The 14543-nt window shown below is 74.0% G+C and carries 15 protein-coding genes; 4 read left to right on the top strand and 11 right to left on the bottom strand.

The window, feature by feature from the left end:
• Nucleotides 1-155: 155 nt before the first annotated feature.
• Nucleotides 156-875: a transglycosylase family protein gene (locus ACI2LW_RS23085; RefSeq protein WP_404733099.1), complete on the bottom strand. Its 720-nt coding sequence runs from the start codon at nucleotides 873-875 to the stop codon at nucleotides 156-158.
• Between the two features lie 542 nt (nucleotides 876-1417).
• Between ACI2LW_RS23085 and ACI2LW_RS23080 the strand changes: the two genes are divergently transcribed.
• Entirely contained in the window at nucleotides 1418-2308 is an 891-nt protein-coding gene (locus ACI2LW_RS23080) for a hypothetical protein (RefSeq protein ID WP_404733098.1), read from the top strand.
• A 37-nt stretch (nucleotides 2309-2345) separates the two neighbouring features.
• A complete protein-coding gene (locus ACI2LW_RS23075; protein WP_404733097.1) occupies nucleotides 2346-2720 on the top strand; it encodes a hypothetical protein in 375 nt (124 codons plus the stop codon).
• A gap of 187 nt (nucleotides 2721-2907) precedes the next feature.
• Here the strand turns inward: ACI2LW_RS23075 and der are convergent, their stop codons facing one another.
• From der to aroH, 5 genes are all read right to left on the bottom strand, one after another.
• The gene (gene der / locus ACI2LW_RS23070; protein ID WP_404733096.1) at nucleotides 2908-4392 is read right to left on the bottom strand and encodes a ribosome biogenesis GTPase Der; all 1485 of its coding nucleotides are present in this window, start codon (nucleotides 4390-4392) and stop codon (nucleotides 2908-2910) included.
• 80 nt (nucleotides 4393-4472) lie between these two features.
• Nucleotides 4473-5060 (bottom strand): lysophospholipid acyltransferase family protein, encoded by a 588-nt coding sequence (locus ACI2LW_RS23065; protein ID WP_404733179.1) that lies wholly within the window; start codon nucleotides 5058-5060, stop codon nucleotides 4473-4475.
• Nucleotides 5061-5161: 101 nt separating this feature from the next.
• Entirely contained in the window at nucleotides 5162-5857 is a 696-nt protein-coding gene (cmk, locus tag ACI2LW_RS23060; protein ID WP_404733095.1) for a (d)CMP kinase, read from the bottom strand.
• 90 nt (nucleotides 5858-5947) lie between these two features.
• Nucleotides 5948-7033 carry a prephenate dehydrogenase gene (locus tag ACI2LW_RS23055; RefSeq protein WP_404733094.1) on the bottom strand — a complete coding sequence of 362 codons (1086 nt, stop codon included), beginning with the start codon at nucleotides 7031-7033 and terminating at the stop codon, nucleotides 5948-5950.
• On the bottom strand, nucleotides 7030-7392 hold the full coding sequence (gene aroH, locus ACI2LW_RS23050) for a chorismate mutase (RefSeq protein ID WP_404733093.1): 363 nt from the start codon (nucleotides 7390-7392) through the stop codon (nucleotides 7030-7032). The genes ACI2LW_RS23055 and aroH overlap by 4 nt, the downstream gene beginning before the upstream one ends.
• Nucleotides 7393-7609: 217 nt before the next feature.
• Here aroH and ACI2LW_RS23045 point away from each other — a divergent pair, with 217 nt between their 5' ends.
• Together ACI2LW_RS23045 and ACI2LW_RS23040 are read left to right on the top strand one after the other, a co-directional pair.
• Entirely contained in the window at nucleotides 7610-8071 is a 462-nt protein-coding gene (locus tag ACI2LW_RS23045) for a Rieske (2Fe-2S) protein (RefSeq protein WP_404733092.1), read from the top strand.
• Between the two features lie 21 nt (nucleotides 8072-8092).
• The gene (locus ACI2LW_RS23040; protein WP_404733091.1) at nucleotides 8093-8860 is read left to right on the top strand and encodes a DNA polymerase beta superfamily protein; all 768 of its coding nucleotides are present in this window, start codon (nucleotides 8093-8095) and stop codon (nucleotides 8858-8860) included.
• Between the two features lie 140 nt (nucleotides 8861-9000).
• On the opposite strand, the gene ACI2LW_RS23035 is transcribed toward ACI2LW_RS23040, so the two are convergent.
• The 5 genes from ACI2LW_RS23035 to ACI2LW_RS23015 all read right to left on the bottom strand — a co-directional run bounded on the left by ACI2LW_RS23035 (nucleotide 9001) and on the right by ACI2LW_RS23015 (nucleotide 14163).
• A complete protein-coding gene (locus ACI2LW_RS23035) occupies nucleotides 9001-10077 on the bottom strand; it encodes a pseudouridine synthase (RefSeq protein ID WP_404733090.1) in 1077 nt (358 codons plus the stop codon).
• Nucleotides 10077-10763: an SMC-Scp complex subunit ScpB gene (gene scpB, locus ACI2LW_RS23030; RefSeq protein WP_404733089.1), complete on the bottom strand. Its 687-nt coding sequence runs from the start codon at nucleotides 10761-10763 to the stop codon at nucleotides 10077-10079. The genes ACI2LW_RS23035 and scpB overlap by 1 nt, the downstream gene beginning before the upstream one ends.
• Nucleotides 10760-11707, bottom strand: coding sequence for a segregation and condensation protein A (locus tag ACI2LW_RS23025; RefSeq protein ID WP_404733178.1), 948 nt, complete (start codon nucleotides 11705-11707; stop codon nucleotides 10760-10762). Before ACI2LW_RS23025 ends, scpB begins: the two co-directional genes overlap by 4 nt.
• A gap of 891 nt (nucleotides 11708-12598) precedes the next feature.
• On the bottom strand, nucleotides 12599-13186 hold the full coding sequence (locus ACI2LW_RS23020) for a hypothetical protein (protein WP_404733088.1): 588 nt from the start codon (nucleotides 13184-13186) through the stop codon (nucleotides 12599-12601).
• A complete protein-coding gene (locus tag ACI2LW_RS23015; protein WP_404733177.1) occupies nucleotides 13171-14163 on the bottom strand; it encodes a ParA family protein in 993 nt (330 codons plus the stop codon). Before ACI2LW_RS23015 ends, ACI2LW_RS23020 begins: the two co-directional genes overlap by 16 nt.
• Between the last annotated feature and the right edge of the window lie 380 nt (nucleotides 14164-14543).

The following is a 14543-nucleotide window of genomic DNA, read 5'->3' as shown; positions in this document are numbered from 1 at the left end:
CCGCCCGCCCGGGGTGCCCGGGCCGAGCCGCGGGGCCGCCCGCCCGGGGCGGCCGCACCGGGCCGCGGGACGCGCCGGCGCGGTCCCGGACGACGGCAGGCCCCGCCCGGTCGGCGGACGGGGCGGGGCCAGGTGCCCGGCAGAGGGGGGAGCGCTCAGAGAGCGAGGCGCTGCCCGGGCACGATCAGGTCGGGATCACCGCCGATGACCGGCTTGTTGGCGGCGTAGATCCGCTGCCAGGTGGTCCCGTGCCGGGCGGCGATGCCGCTCAGCGTGTCGCCCGCGCGGACGGTGTACTCGCCGCGGGAGCCGCCGCGGCCGGTGTGGCCCGTCTCGTGGGCCGGCGCCTTCGACGGCCGCTGCGCGGGCTGCTGGGTGTTCTGGTGGCCCGTGCCGTGCGCCTCGGACCGGCCCGACTTGTGCGTGGACTTGTGGGACTCGTACGACGACCCGGTCGCGCCCCCGCCCGAGCCGGACGCGGGTGCGCCGCCGGACGCGCCGGCCCGGGCCGAGCAGACCGGCCAGGCGCCCCAGCCCTGGGCCCGCTGGACCCGGGTGGCGACGGCGATCTGCTGGGACCGGGAGGCCTGGTCGGCGCGGGGCGCGTAGGCCGTGCCGCCGTAGGCGCGCCAGGTGCTCGCGGCGAACTGGAGTCCGCCGTAGTAGCCGTTTCCGGTGTTGATGTGCCAGTTGCCGCCGCTCTCGCACCGGGCGATGCGGTCCCACACGCCGCCGTCCGCCGCGTGGGCGTTGCCGGTCGCGGCCAGCACGCCCAGCGGGGCGAGCAGGATCGCTCCGGCGAGAGCCGCCGTGGTGCGCGTCCTGCGGGTGGTCTCACGCGTGGTGTCGGCGTTCCTATCGGCACATTCGGACATGTGAATCCCTTTCGGACAACCCGGGGTCCCCCAAGGCGGTGCGCGCCCGCCGCGCTTGGACGCGGCCGGCGCGCCCGCCCCGTCCGCCTGGTGAGGTCGTGCTCGGTGGTGCGGGCTCGGTGCGGTCGGCGGACGTACCCGGGCGGTGCTCGGTGCACACGGCGGAGGAATGTAGGGAGCATGCCGAGCCGGGATCAACCAACGGCCCGTCGGGCCAGGCCAGTTGCCGGTTACCGAAGGTATCGGCGATTTCCGGACACCCACTTCATTCGCTGATTTCCGGATTTTTCGACCCTCGCCACCGGCGGTCTGTGACCCACTTCACCGCGTCAAGGCCCTTGACCCGTCCGGGAGTTGACGATGAGTGCCCGATTCCGCACCCGGTGTGACCCTGTGCGGTGGATGGTTCGATTCCGTTCGGCGGAGGGCGTGACTCCCGCCACAGATCGTCCGTTGTCTTCTTCATGAGCCGGGGGCCCTCCCGGCCCATGGGCCGGGAGCCACCCGGTCCCGCCACGCACCGCATCCCGAGGGAGCCACCCGTGCCGCGCATGCTCGACGTCAGCGACGCCGTACGCGCCGAGATCGGCGACGAAGAAGCCGACCGGCTGCTCGCCGGAGAGAACGCCCCGGGCAGTTACGACTGCACGTCCTGCCGCACCCCCGGCGACTCCGCCCAGGAGCGCACCAGCACCGTCCTGTTCGTCGGGGACGAGACCGCCGTCCTCGCCTTCGCCCACGCCACCTGCCTGCCCTCGCAGGTCGTCCAGGTCACCGAGGAGCAGCTGCGCGGCGCGGTCCGCTCCATCAACGCCGACGCGGCCGCCGGCCGGGTGCCCGGGCAGGCCGTCCCCGGCCAGGCGGGACCCGGCCAGGCGGGACCCGGCCAGGCGGGACCCGGCCAGGCGGGACCCGGGCAGGCGGGACCCGGGCAGGCGGGGTCCGAGCGCCCGGCACCCGAGCAGGCCGTGCTCGGAGTGACCAGCGGGCTCGTGCTGATCAACGGTGAGCTGCACCCGGCGCTGGTCGTCGAGCCGACCGCGCCGATCGTGCGCCCGGGCACGACGGGCGCGGGCGACGACTTCCTGCCGCTCCTCATCGAGCAGGGCTTCATGCCGCTGACCGAGATCACCGCCGTGCCGCCGGTGCTGCACGGCTGGTCGGTGCTGCTCGCCATGGGCCAGCTGCACGCCGTCCTGCAGCCCGGCGCCGACGGGGCCCGGCCGGTCGCCTGGTGGCAGGCGCACCAGCCGCTGCAGGTCACCGAGGGCTGGCGGGCGGCCGCCAACAAGCACCAGCAGGTGATCATGTTCGCGGCCCCGGTGGGCTCCATCGGCCGCCAGCCGCGCGAGGACCTGCTGCGCGACGCCCTGGACCGGGCGGCCGCGACCGGGAAGCTGGTCGCGGCGGCGCTCCCGCTGGCCGGTACCTGAGCCGCATCCCTTCAGGTCCGGGGTCGTTTGCACATACGTGCACGCATACGACGTTCCCCGCCGCCAGTCCTACCCGCCGATCCCGTCCGCGCGGCGGGCCCAGGACCCGCAGGGCGGCCCATCGGCCACGCCGATCTACGACGCGCTCTGCGCCGAGTACGTCAAGGCCTACCGAGCCCTGCCGGGTGACCGCAGCGGCGAGGAGGACCTGGGCTTCGTCGCGTTCGGAAACCTCTCCCACGGCACGGGCCAGAACGGGTACAGCGCCTACGGCGCGGGCTCCTACAGCACCCGGCACGGCACCGGTCACCAGCAGGCCCAATGGCAGCGGGTCGGCACGATCGGGCGGCAGGACCCGGGAATGCACCACGTCCCGGCGGCCCTACCACCCGCACCGCGCCGGGGTCTGTGACACGGCGGGAAGAACGCCGAAGGGGCGGCCCTCCGTCTCGGAGGGCCGCCCCTGACGCATACCTGCACGCCGCGCGCGCCTGCGCACCACGCGCTTCCTGGCGCGCGCTCCCGCGCGCCTGCGCTCGGTCAGCCGCGCGCGCCTTCGCGCCGCGCGCTTCCGCCGCCGCGCGACCAGGCGCGCGGTCCTACTTCCGCTTGGCGCCCCGCTTCTCGCGCACGCGCACCGAGATGTGGATCGGCGTCCCTTCAAACCCGAACTCCTCGCGCAGCCGGCGCTCGATGAAGCGCCGGTAGCCCGCCTCGATGAACCCGGAGGCGAAGAGCACGAACCGCGGCGGCTTGGTGCCCGCCTGGGTGCCGAACAGGATGCGCGGCTGCTTGCCGCCCCGGATGGGGTGCGGGTGGGCGGAGACCAGCTCGCCGAGGAAGGCGTTCAGGCGGCCGGTCGGCACCCGGGTCTCCCAGCCGGCCAGCGCCGTCTCGATCGCCGGGACCAGCTTCTCCATGTGCCGCCCGGTGCGCGCCGAGACGTTCACCCGCGGCGCCCAGGAGATCTGCGCGAGGTCGGTCTCGATCTCCCGCTCGAGGTAGAAGCGGCGCTCCTCGTCGAGGGTGTCCCACTTGTTGTAGGCGACGACGAGGGCGCGGCCCGCCTCCACGGCCATGGTGATGATCCGCTGGTCCTGCACCGAGACGCTCTCGGACGCGTCGATCAGCACGACGGCCACCTCCGCCTTCTCGACGGCGGCCGCGGTGCGCAGGGAGGCGTAGTAGTCGGCGCCCTGCTGGAGGTGGACGCGCTTGCGGATGCCGGCGGTGTCGACGAACTTCCAGGTCTTGCCGCCGAGTTCGATCAGCTCGTCGACCGGGTCCCGGGTGGTGCCCGCCAGTTCGTTGACGACGACGCGCTCCTCGCCGGCCACCTTGTTCAGCAGCGAGGACTTGCCGACGTTCGGGCGGCCGATGAGGGCCACCCGGCGCGGGCCGCCGGCGCCGGCCGCGCCGAACGTCTCGCGCGGCGCCTCGGGCAGCACCTCCAGCACGCGGTCCAGCATGTCGCCGGTGCCGCGGCCGTGCAGGGCCGAGACCGGGTGCGGCTCACCGAGGCCGAGCGACCACAGATAGGCGGCGTCGGCCTCGCCGCTGGGGCCGTCCACCTTGTTGGCGCACAGCACCACGGGCTTGCCGGCCTTGCGCAGCAGCCGGACCACCGCCTCGTCGGTGTCCGTCGCGCCGACCTTGGCGTCCACCACGAACACCACCGCGTCGGCGGCCTCGATGGCGTACTCGGCCTGGGCGGCCACGGAGGCGTCGATGCCGAGGACGTCCTGCTCCCAGCCGCCGGTGTCGACGACCTTGAAGCGGCGGCCCGCCCACTCGGCCTCGTAGGTGACGCGGTCGCGGGTGACGCCCGGCTTGTCCTCGACGACCGCCTCACGGCGGCCGATGATGCGGTTCACCAGAGTCGACTTGCCGACATTGGGCCGGCCGACGACGGCGAGCACGGGCAGCGGGCCGTGTCCGGCCTCCTCGATGGCGCCCTCGACGTCCTCGAGGTCGAAGCCCTCCCCCGCGGCGAGCTCCATGAACTCCGCGTACTCGGCGTCGCCGAGCGCCCCGTGCTCGTACTCGTGCGCGGCCGAGCCGTCGGGCTGGTTGTCCTCGTTCATGAAGTCCGTACCTCGTAGTTCATCGTGGTGGTCGGTGGAGCACCGCTTCGGTTCGCGGTGATCCACTACTCAAGTGTTGCTCAGCGCCCGGTGAGGCGCCTGGCGTTTTCCAGGTGGGCGGTGAGCTGCTTCTGGATGCGCTCGGTCGCCTCGTCCAGCGCCCTGCGGGTGCGCCGTCCGCCGGCGTCGCCCGCCTCGAAGGGGTCGCCGAAGACGACGTCGACGCGGGAGCGCAGCGGAGGCAGTCCCTTTATCAACCGCCCGCGCCGCTCGGAACTTCCCAGCACCGCCACCGGCACGATCGGCGCCCCGCCGCGCACCGCGAAGTAGGCGAGCCCGGCGCGCAGGGAGGCGAAGTCTCCCTCGCCGCGGGTGCCCTCGGGGAAGATGCCGAGCACACCGCCCTGCTTCAGGACACCGAGGGCGCGGCTGATCGCCGTGCGGTCGGTGCTGTCGCGGTCCACCTTCAGCTGTCCGATGCCGGTCAGGAAGGGGTCCAGCGGGCCGACGAACGCCTCCTTCTTGATCAGGAAGTGCACCGGCCTGGGCGCCACGCCCATCACCATCGGGCCGTCGATGTTGTGCGAGTGGTTGACGGCGAGGATCACCGGCCCGCTCGCGGGCACCCGCCAGGCGCCCAGCACGCGCGGGCGCCACAGCCCGTACATCAGCCCCACGCCGATCCGGCGCCCGACGTCCGCGCCGCGCTCCGACGGCGGGCCCGGCGCGCGCTCCGGCGCACGGCGGGCCGTGCGCTGAGACGGAAGGCTCACTTCGCGGCTCTCTTCTCCTCGACGAGCGTGACGACACACTCGATGACCTGCTTCAGCGTCAGGTCGGTGGTGTCCACCTCGACCGCGTCGGCGGCCTTGGCCAGCGGGGAGGTCGTACGGCTGGAGTCGGCCGCGTCCCGCTTGATCAGGGCCTCCCGGGTGGCGTGGACGTCCGCGCCCTTCAGTTCGCCGCTGCGGCGGGCGGCGCGGGCCTCCGGGGAGGCGGTGAGGAAGATCTTCAGGTCGGCGTCCGGCAGCACGGTGGTGCCGATGTCGCGGCCCTCGACGACTATGCCGGTCGCGGCGGAGGACGCCAGCGAGCGCTGCAGCTCGGTGATCCGGGCCCGCACCTCCGGTACCGCGCTGACCGCGCTGACCTTGGAGGTGACCTCCTGGGTGCGGATCGGGCCGGCCACGTCCACACCGTCGACGGTGATCGTCGGGTGGGCGGGGTCGGTGCCGGAGACGATCTCCGGCTTGCCGGCCACGGCGGCGATCGCCGTCGGGTCGTCGATGTCGATCCCGTTGGTCACCATCCACCAGGTGATCGCCCGGTACTGGGCGCCGGTGTCCAGGTAGCTCAGGCCGAGCTGCGCGGCGACGGCCTTGGACGTGCTCGACTTGCCCGTGCCGGAGGGGCCGTCGATGGCGACAATCACGGGCTTGACGGTCCGGGCGGCGCCGTTTTCCACAGCGGGGCACCTTCCTGGTGAAGGGGGGTGATCGGGTGGGCGGGACGCGAGTGCGCCCCGCACAAGGTTACTGGCATCCCGGGTGCCCTCTTACTGCCGGATGGCCCAGCCCCGCTCGCGCAGCGCCGCCGTCAGCACCGGCGCCGCCTTCGGCTCGACCATCAGCTGCACCAGGCCCGCCTGCTGCCCGGTGGCGTGCTCGATCCGTACGTCCTCGATGTTGACCCCGGCCAGGCCGGCGTCCGCGAAGATGCGGGCCAGCTGTCCGGGCTGGTCGTCGATGAGCACGGCGACGACCTCGTAGACGCGCGGCGCGGAGCCGTGCTTGCCGGGGACGCGGACCCGCCCGGCGTTGCCCCGACGCAGCACGTCCTCGATCCCGGTGCTGCCCTCGCGCCGTTTGTCCTCGTCGGAGGACTGCAGCGCGCGCAGCGCCCGGACCGCCTCGTCCAGGTCGGCGGCGACGTCGGACAGCAGGTCGGCGACCGGTCCCGGGTTCGCGGAGAGGATGTCGATCCACATCCGCGGGTCGGAGGCCGCGATCCGGGTCACGTCCCGGATGCCCTGCCCGCACAGCCGTACGGCCGTCTCCTCGGCGTGCTCCAGGCGCGCGGCGACCATGCTGGAGACCAGGTGCGGCATGTGCGAGACCAGCGCCACCGCCCGGTCGTGGGCGTCGGCGTCCATGACGACCGGCACGGCCCTGCAGTGCGAGACCAGCTCCAGGGCCAGGTTGAGGACCTCGGTGTCGGTGTCCCGGGTGGGGGTGAGCACCCAGGGCCGGCCCTCGAAGAGGTCGCCGGTGGCGGCCAGCGGGCCGGACTTCTCCCGGCCCGACATGGGGTGGCTGCCGATGTAGCGGGCCAGGTCCATGCCGAGCGACTCCAGCTCACGGCGCGGGCCGCCCTTGACGCTGGCCACGTCCAGGTAGCCGCGGGCCGCGTTCCGGCGCATGGCGTCCGCGACCACCCCCGCCACGTGCGCGGGCGGGGCGGCGACGACGGCGAGGTCGACGGGCCCGTCCGGGGCCTCGTCGGTGCCGGCGCCGAGCGCCGCCGCCGTACGGGCCTGCTCCGGGTCGCGGTCGGTCAGGTGCACGGTCACGCCGCGCTGGGCGAGGGCCAGGGCGGCGGAGGTGCCGATGAGGCCGGTGCCGATGACGAGTGCGCTTCTCACTGGGCGATGTCCTTGCGCAGGGCCGCCGCCGCGCCCAGGTAGACATGGGCGATGTCCGCGCGCGGCCGGTCGGACTCGACATGGGCGAGGATGCGCACCACGCGGGGCATCGCCCCCTCGACGTCCAGCTCCTGGGCGCAGATCAGCGGCACGTCGACGATGCCGAGCTTGCGGGCGGCCGCGGCCGGGAAGTCGCTGTGCAGATCGGGCGTGGCCGTGAACCAGACGCTGATCAGGTCGTCGGCGGTCAGGCCGTTGCGCTCCAGGACCGCGGTGAGCAGGGCCCCGACCCGCTCGTCCATGTGGCCGGCCTCGTCCCGCTCGAGTTGGACGGCCCCCCGGACCGCTCGTACCGCCACGGCGCTGCTCCTTGCTCGGTGGATGTCGGCTGCTGGACCTCCCAGCCTAGTCAGCCCGCGTGGCGCGGGTGCGCGGCGCCCGCCCGCTGAGACACGCGGCGGAACGACCGTTTCGCGGCGTTCCCTCCCGGGTTGCTTCGTGATGGGCGGTTCCGGTGCGAAGATGCTCCTGCTCCGCCCGGAGCTCCCCCCACCCAGCACCCCTCGGAGTGACGAGATGACGCAGGGCTCGACGCGGCGCACGATCCTGACCACGGGCGCGGTGGCGCTCGTGGCGGCCGGCTGCGGCAACGACGACGGCAACGGCGCCGGGAACTCGACGAAGGCCTCTCCCTCGGAGAAGACGTCGGCCTCCCCGGCGAGCTCGCTCTCCCCGCACACCCCGGCCGAGGGACAGGCACTGGCCGGCACCGGCGACATCCCGGAGGGCGGCGGCAAGGTCTTCGCGGCCCAGAAGGTGGTGGTGACCCAGCCGCAGCTCGGCGAGTTCAAGGCCTTCTCCGCGATCTGCACGCACGAGGGCTGCACGGTCAGCCGGGTCGCGGACGGCACCATCGACTGCCCCTGCCACGGCAGCCGCTTCCACATCGCGGACGGCTCGGTGGCCCACGGCCCGGCCACCCGCCCGCTGCCCGCCAAGCGGATCCAGGTGAGCGACAATTCGATTCGCCTGCTGTGACGTTCCGCGTACGCTCCCGGCATGCAGCCCGAGGACCTGGTACGCGACCACACGATCTACTCCTGTGTCATGGGCTCGCGGGCCTTCGGGCTGGCGACGCCGGACAGCGACACCGACCGTAGGGGCGTGTTCGTCGCCCCCACGCCCTTGTTCTGGCGTTTCGACAAGCCGCCGACGCACGCGGACGGGCCCGGCCCCGAGCGGTTCAGCTGGGAGCTGGAGCGCTTCTGCGAGCTGGCGCTGCGTGGCAACCCCAACGTCCTGGAGTGCCTGCACTCGCCGCTGGTGGAGTACGCCGACGCCACCGGCCGTGAACTCCTCGCGCTGCGGGAGGCGTTCCTGTCCCGCCGGGTGTACGAGACCTTCACCGGGTACGCCCTCGGGCAGCGGCGCAAGCTGGACGCCGACATCCGCACGCACGGCGCCCCGCGCTGGAAGCACGCCATGCACCTGCTGCGGCTGCTGATGAGCGCCCGCGACCTGCTGCGCACCGGACGGCTGACGGTCGACGCCGGCGAGCACCGGGAGAGCCTGCTGGCGGTCCGGCGCGGCGAGGTCGCGTGGCCGGAGTTCGAGGCCTGGACGGACCGCCTGGCGGCGCAGGCCCGGGAGGCGTCCCTGCGCACCCCGCTGCCCGAGCACCCGGACCGCCGGCGGGTGGAGGACTTCCTGCACCGCGTCCGCCACGCCTCCGCGCTGCGGGCGCCCGGTCTCCCGCGGCAGGCCGCCGCGGCGGACGAGCGCCGACCGGGGCGCCCGGACCACGCGGCCCGGGACGCCCGGCCTTAGAGGCGCCCGGGACGCCCGGCCTTGGAGGCGAGCCTCAGAGGCGCCCGGCCTTGGAGGGCCCGGGTCCCTGCGGGTCCCAGGGCCCTGAAAGTCCCAGGACCATGAGGGTCCCGGCTACCGGTCCCCGGAGGTCCCGGGTCCTAGAGGTCGACCTCCTTCATCAGCATGCCGACCTCGGTGTTGGACAGCCGGCGCAGCCAGCCGGACTTCTGGTCGCCGAGGCCGATCGGGCCGAAGGCGGTGCGCACCAGCTTGTCGACCGGGAACCCGGCCTCGGCCAGCATGCGGCGGACGATGTGCTTGCGGCCCTCGTGCAGGGTGACCTCGACGAGGTAGTTCTTGCCGGTCTGCTCCACGACCCGGAAGTGGTCGGCGCGGGCGTAGCCGTCCTCCAGCTGGATGCCGTCCTTCAGGCGCTTGCCGAGGTCGCGCGGGATCGGTCCGACGATGTGCGCGAGGTAGGTCTTGCGCACGCCGTACTTGGGGTGGGTCAGGCGGTGGGCCAGCTCGCCGTGGTTGGTGAGCAGGATGACGCCCTCGGTCTCCGTGTCCAGCCGGCCCACGTGGAACAGCCGGGTCTCCCGGTTGGTGACGTAGTCCCCGAGGCACTGCCGGCCCTCGGGGTCCTCCATGGTGGAGACGACGCCGGCGGGCTTGTTGAGCGCGAAGAACTGGTACGACTGCGTGGCCACGGTCAGCCCGTCGACCTTGACCTCGTCCTTCTCGGGGTCGACCCGGCGGCCCTGCTCCAGCACGATCTCGCCGTTGACCTCGACGCGGGCCTGGTCGATCAGCTCCTCGCAGGCGCGCCGGGAGCCGTAGCCGGCCCGGGCGAGGACCTTCTGCAGCCGCTCGCCCTCCTGTTCGGCGCCCGGGAAGGTCCTGGGCGGTTTGACGTCCTTCCCGCCCGCGTAGCGCTCGCGGTTGCGCTCCTCGACCCGTGCCTCGTACTCGCGGGAGCGGGCGGGCGCCGTGCGGCCGCGACCGCCGTCCTGCGGCCGGCCCTGCTTGGGGCCGCCCTTGGCGCCGCCGCGGGCCGCGCCGCCGCGCCCGGCCTTGGGGCCGTCCTTGGTCGCGCCGGGGCCCACGTCGTAGCGGCGCTCCTCGGGGCGGGGCTTGCGGGGGCGGCCCTGCCCCTGCTTGTCGTCCCTGTTGTTGCCGGCGCCGCGGTGGTTGCCGCGCCCGCCGTGTCCGCCGTTCCTGCCGCTGCTTCGCATCAAAGTTCCGTCTGGTCGTCTGCGTCGTCGGTACCCGGCCTCGCCGGGGTGCCCGGCGCGTCGTCGTCGGGCGCGTCCGGGTCGAACGACGGCACCCCTTCCTGGGTCTCGGCCTCGATCGCCTCCGCCTCCGGGAGGAAGGGCGCGAGCTCCGGGAGCTCGTCCAGACCGCGCAGGCCCATCCGCTCCAGGAAGTAGTTCGTCGTCCTGTACAGGATCGCACCTGTTTCGGGTTCCGTGCCCGCCTCCTCGACGAGACCGCGCTGGAGCAGGGTGCGCATCACGCCGTCGCAGTTGACCCCGCGTACGGCGGAGACGCGGCTGCGGCTGACCGGCTGGCGGTAGGCGACCACGGCGAGGGTCTCCAGGGCGGCCTGGGTGAGCCGGGCCTGCTGGCCGTCGAGCACGAAGCCCTCCACGGCGGCGGCGTACTCGGGGCGGGTGTAGAAGCGCCAGCCGCCGGCGATCAGCCGCAGCTCGAAGCCGCGGCCCTGCACGGTGTACTCGTCGGCCAGCTCGCGCAGCGCGTCCGCGATCTGCCGGCGGGGCCGCTCGAGTATCTTCGCGAGCTGCTCCTCGGTCGCGGGTTCGTCCACGACCATGAGGACCGCCTCCAGGGCGGGCTTGAGGTCCAGCCCGGCGGCGGTGCGCGGTCCGGCCGGGGCCACGGTCGTCTCCTCGTTCACGGCCTCTTCTCCTCCTTGGGCTCCTCGGGCGGCCGGTCGAACTCGTCCGTCACCACGGGTGTCTGGTCCCCGTCCCCGCCGGTCCAGCGCACGAGCAGCTCGCCGAGGGCGGTCTCCTGGTCCAGGGCGACGGCCTTCTCCCGGTACAGCTCCAGCAGGGCGAGGAAGCGGGCGACCACGGTGAGGGTGTCGTCGGTGTCCTCGACCAGCGCGCGGAAGCTGGCCTCGCCCAGTTCCCTCAGGCGTGCGACCACGATGCCCGCCTGCTCCTGCACGCTGACCAGCGGGGCGTGGATGTGGTCGACGTACACCTGCGGCTTCGGTCGGGGCTGCATGGCCTTGACGGCGAGCCGGGCGAAGCCCTCGGGGCCGATGCTGATGACGACCTCGGGCAGCAGCTCGGCGTGGTGGGGTTCGAGGCCGACGGTACGGGGGTGGCGGCGGGCCTCCTCCTCGAGCCTGCGGTTGAAGATGTCCGCGATCTGCTTGTACGCGCGGTACTGCAGCAGCCGCGCGAACAGCAGGTCGCGGGCCTCCAGCAGCGCGAGGTCGGCCTCGTCCTCGACCTCGGCGGCGGGCAGCAGCCGGGCCGCCTTGAGATCGAGCAGGGTGGCGGCGACGACCAGGAACTCGGTCGTCTCGTCCAGGTCCCAGTCGGGCCCCATGCCCCTGATGTGCGCCATGAACTCGTCGGTGACCTTCGACAGCGCGACCTCGGTGACGTCGAGCTTGTGCTTCGAGATCAGCTGGAGCAGCAGGTCGAAGGGCCCCTCGAAGTTGGCCAGCCGAACCTTGAAGACCCCGCCGCCGTCACCGTCGCCGTCCACCCCCGTGCCCGGCGACGGCGCAAGAGGTGACTCGCCCGCCGCGACCCGCTCCACGTCCGCCGCGCCGGTGCCGGGCGCCGCGGCCCGCTCGGCCGCCACGCCGGCACCGGAGGCCACGGCCGGCCGGGCCGCCACGCCGCCGTCGGAGATCGCGGGAACGGCCCCCGCGCCGGTGCCGGGCGTCGCGGCCCGCTCGGCCGCCGCGCCGCTGTCGGAGGCCCTGCGACCGGCGGCTGGGCCGATGCCGGGCGCCACCGCCGTCTCGTGGGCCGCGGCCGTGCGCGGCTGGGAAGGCGGCTCGGCCCCGGTCCGGCCGCCTGCCGCGCTCCCGGCCCCGTCCACCGGCCGTTCCCCGGACGCCGGTCCGGCTCCGGGCAACGCCCCGGCCCCGGAGACCACCCCGGCACCGGACCCCGACCGAACCTCCGACGTCACCCCGGCCTCGGAGGCCACCCCGGTCTCGGAACCCGCCCCTGCCTGGAAAGTCACGCCGGCCTCGGGTGACCGCCCGGACCGGAGCGGCGACGTGGCCTCGGGGGACGGGTCCGCGCCGGGCGGAGAGGTGGTCGTGCGGGGCGCTGCTTCCGTGCGCGGGTGCGGCTGGGGTCCGGCCGTCGCGCCGCCGGCTGCTGCCGGTGTCGCGGCATCGGGTGACGGCCCGGTCCGGGGCGGCACAACGGCTCCGGTCCGGGGGCGGGAAGCGGGGCCCGGGTCCTGGGCGGCAGCGGTGGCCGGGGTGGCCGCGCCGGGGGCCGGGGCGGTGTGCGGTGCCGCGGGGTGGGCCCGGGGCGGCTCGGGAAGCGGGGCCCCGCCGGTGCTCGCGCGGTCCTCGCTCTCCGGGGAGTCCCCGGGGCGCGCCGGACCCCGGTCCGGGGCGGCGTCCTCGGCCGGCCGGTCCGGGCGCGGGGTCGCTCCGGGTCCCCTGCCCAGCGCACGCCGGCGGCCGGCGGGGCCGCCGGAGCCGGGGGCGGGAGGGTTGTTCGAGGTCATGGCCCCCGCAGGCTACCGCTACCGCCCGCGCAGCCGCCGTACGAGGATGCTGGCGTCCCCGCGGGTCTCCAGGTCGGCGAGGACCACGGCGACCGCCTCGCGGACGATACGGCCCCGGTCGACGGCCAGGCCGTGCTCACCGCGGAGCACCAGGCGGGCGTGCTCGAGGTCCATCAGTTCCTCGGCGGAGACGTACACCGTGATCTTCTCGTCGTGCCGCTCACGGCCGCTGGGCCTGCGGGCCGCCGCCCGCCCGCGCTTGCGCGGCTGCGGCTGGGCCGCCGCGGCGGCAGAACCTTCCTGCGTCCCCGGACGCCGCCCGGGGCGCTCACCGGCTGTGCCCGCCGCGCCCCGGCTGCGGGACTCGCCGGCGTCGGCCGGTTCGGCGTCGGCCGCGACGTGCTCCGCGCCCTCGCCGTCGCCCCCCTGGGCGGGAACCGACTGCGGGGCGTCCTCCGCGGCGGCCGCCGCGTCGCTCTCCCCCGCGGGAGCGGGCACCCGGGCCTCGCCGTTGGCCTGGCGCCGGGGAGTGGACGCCTGGAGCGCCATCCCCCCTGTCGTACGGAACAGTTCGTCGGCCCCCGGCAGACTCACTCGGCGTGACACCGGGCGAGCACCTCCCTGGCGAGCTGGCGGTAGGCGGCGGCGCCGACGGAGTTGGAGGCGTAGGTGGTGATGGGCTCACCGGCGACGGTGGTCTCCGGGAAGCGGACCGTGCGCCCGATGACCGTGTGGTAGACGTGGTCGTCGAACGCCTCGACGACCCGCGCGAGCACCTCACGGCTGTGCACGGTGCGCGAGTCGTACATCGTGGCGAGGATCCCGTCGAGCTCCAGCTCCGGGTTGAGGCGCTCCTGGACCTTCTCGATGGTCTCGGTCAGCAGCGCGACCCCGCGCAGCGCGAAGAACTCGCACTCCAGCGGCACGATCACCTTGTGCGCGGCCGTCAGCGCGTTGACGGTGAGCAGGCCGAGCGAGGGCTGGCAGTCGATCACGATGTAGTCGTAGTCGTCCATCAGCGGCTTCAGCGCCCGCTGGAGGGTCGACTCGCGCGCGACCTCGGAGACCAGCTGGACCTCCGCCGCCGACAGGTCGATGTTGCTGGGCAGCAGGTCCATGTTGGGGACCGCCGTCTTGAGCAGGACCTCGTCCGCGGACATGCCCCGCTCCATGAGCAGGTTGTAGACGGTGAGGTCGAGCTCCATGGGGTTGACGCCGAGACCGACCGACAGCGCGCCCTGCGGGTCGAAGTCCACGAGCAGCACGCGCCGGCCGTACTCCGCGAGCGCGGCACCCAGGTTGATGGTCGACGTCGTCTTGCCGACGCCGCCCTTCTGGTTGCACATCGCGATGATCTTCGCGGGTCCGTGGTCGGTCAGTGGGCCCGGGATCGGGAAGTACGGCAGCGGGCGTCCGGTCGGGCCGATGCGCTCACGGCGCTGGCGGGCCGCGTCGGGCGCGAGCGTGGCCGCGTACTCGGGGTCGGGCTCGTACTCGGCGTCGGGGTCGTAGAAGTGCCCCTCGGGCAGTTCGTCGTAGTCGGCGAAGTGGTTGTGGGGCGCGCCACTTCCGTCGCCGGCCATGGCGTTCACGTGATGGCCATCCATGCTCTGGTGTGCTGGCTGGGTCGTCCCGGAGAACCGGTGACCCTGATGGGCTGCGAAGGTGCGCACAGCAACGGAGCCGACAGCCTCGAGCCCCGTGGGGCCCTGGCCCCGCGCAGGCGTTCCTGGTTGACCACCCCCGGGAGAAAATGTCGACTCATTCACAAGTCGTCTTACCTCCTTGGTGACCAGGGAACTTCTAGACAGGTCAGCGTGGCACCATGCCGACGATTGGCGACTCTATGGCGTGTCGGGCGTCCGCAGCAACACAATCCGCCGGACCCGGCCCGATGTGTCGGCAATGAAACATCCCTCTGTCAAGGGCGTACGGCCGTCGCACGGCAGGTTTCACCGGTGCG

Origin of the sequence: Streptomyces sp. NPDC004065 (assembly GCF_044903565.1) — a bacterium.
Taxonomy (GTDB): domain Bacteria; phylum Actinomycetota; class Actinomycetes; order Streptomycetales; family Streptomycetaceae; genus Streptomyces.
Note: the sequence above shows the minus strand (reverse complement) of the source record. Positions and strands in the feature narration are given on the sequence as shown.

Excerpts from the sequence above, each read along its gene's own strand:
- ACI2LW_RS23085 (WP_404733099.1), bottom strand. The coding sequence starts at position 875 with ATGTCCGAATGTGCCGATAGGAACGCCGACACCACGCGTGAGACCACC.
- der (WP_404733096.1), bottom strand. The coding sequence starts at position 4,392 with ATGAACGAGGACAACCAGCCCGACGGCTCGGCCGCGCACGAGTACGAG.
- ACI2LW_RS23065 (WP_404733179.1), bottom strand. The coding sequence starts at position 5,060 with ATGTACGGGCTGTGGCGCCCGCGCGTGCTGGGCGCCTGGCGGGTGCCC.
- ACI2LW_RS23045 (WP_404733092.1), top strand. The coding sequence starts at position 7,610 with ATGACGCAGGGCTCGACGCGGCGCACGATCCTGACCACGGGCGCGGTG.
- ACI2LW_RS23040 (WP_404733091.1), top strand. The coding sequence starts at position 8,093 with ATGCAGCCCGAGGACCTGGTACGCGACCACACGATCTACTCCTGTGTC.
- ACI2LW_RS23035 (WP_404733090.1), bottom strand. The coding sequence starts at position 10,077 with ATGCGAAGCAGCGGCAGGAACGGCGGACACGGCGGGCGCGGCAACCAC.
- ACI2LW_RS23015 (WP_404733177.1), bottom strand. The coding sequence starts at position 14,163 with ATGGCCGGCGACGGAAGTGGCGCGCCCCACAACCACTTCGCCGACTAC.